Source organism: Thauera phenylacetica B4P (assembly GCF_000310225.1).
GTDB classification, from domain to species: Bacteria; Pseudomonadota; Gammaproteobacteria; order Burkholderiales; family Rhodocyclaceae; genus Thauera; species Thauera phenylacetica.
In genome coordinates, this window is record NZ_AMXF01000601.1 from 1 (window position 1) to 478 (window position 478).

The 478-nt window shown below is 77.2% G+C and carries 1 pseudogene; it reads right to left on the reverse strand.

Annotated features, from left to right (window positions below):
• Positions 1-478 (reverse strand): annotated as a pseudogene (locus C667_RS23890) (cobyrinic acid a,c-diamide synthase); the annotation flags it as partial.

Below are 478 nucleotides of genomic sequence, written 5' to 3' on the forward strand. Positions count from 1 at the left end.
TCGTCGGCGAGCGCGAGGCGGCGCTGCAGGGCCTCGCGCTCGGTGCCGCCGATGCGGGCGGCCTCGCGCTCCAGGCGCCCGCGCACGAAGTCGGCGTCCAGGCCGACGCTGCCCTGCACCAGCTCGACCATCGCGCCCAGCCCGGCGGCGGCGCCGCTGCCGACCTCGCTGACCAGGCCGCGGGCGCGCTCGTAGGTGACCTCGCGGCGGTCGAACTTCTCGTCGAGCACGTCGAGCGCACGGTGGTAGCGGGTGAACAGGCGGTCGGCCTGCACGGCGAGGTCGGGCCGGCGCAGGCCGACGAGCTCGCGCTTGACCTCCCACAGCTGCATCACCACCGCGTCGGCGTCGGCGGGGACGAAGTCGGGGTCCAGGGTCAGCAGGTCGCGCTCGCGGCGTTCGCGCGCGAGCTCCGTGCGTGCGCGCTCGCGCGCGGCGGCGCGTTCCTTGCTGGCGCGGCCTTCGCGCCAGCGCCGCC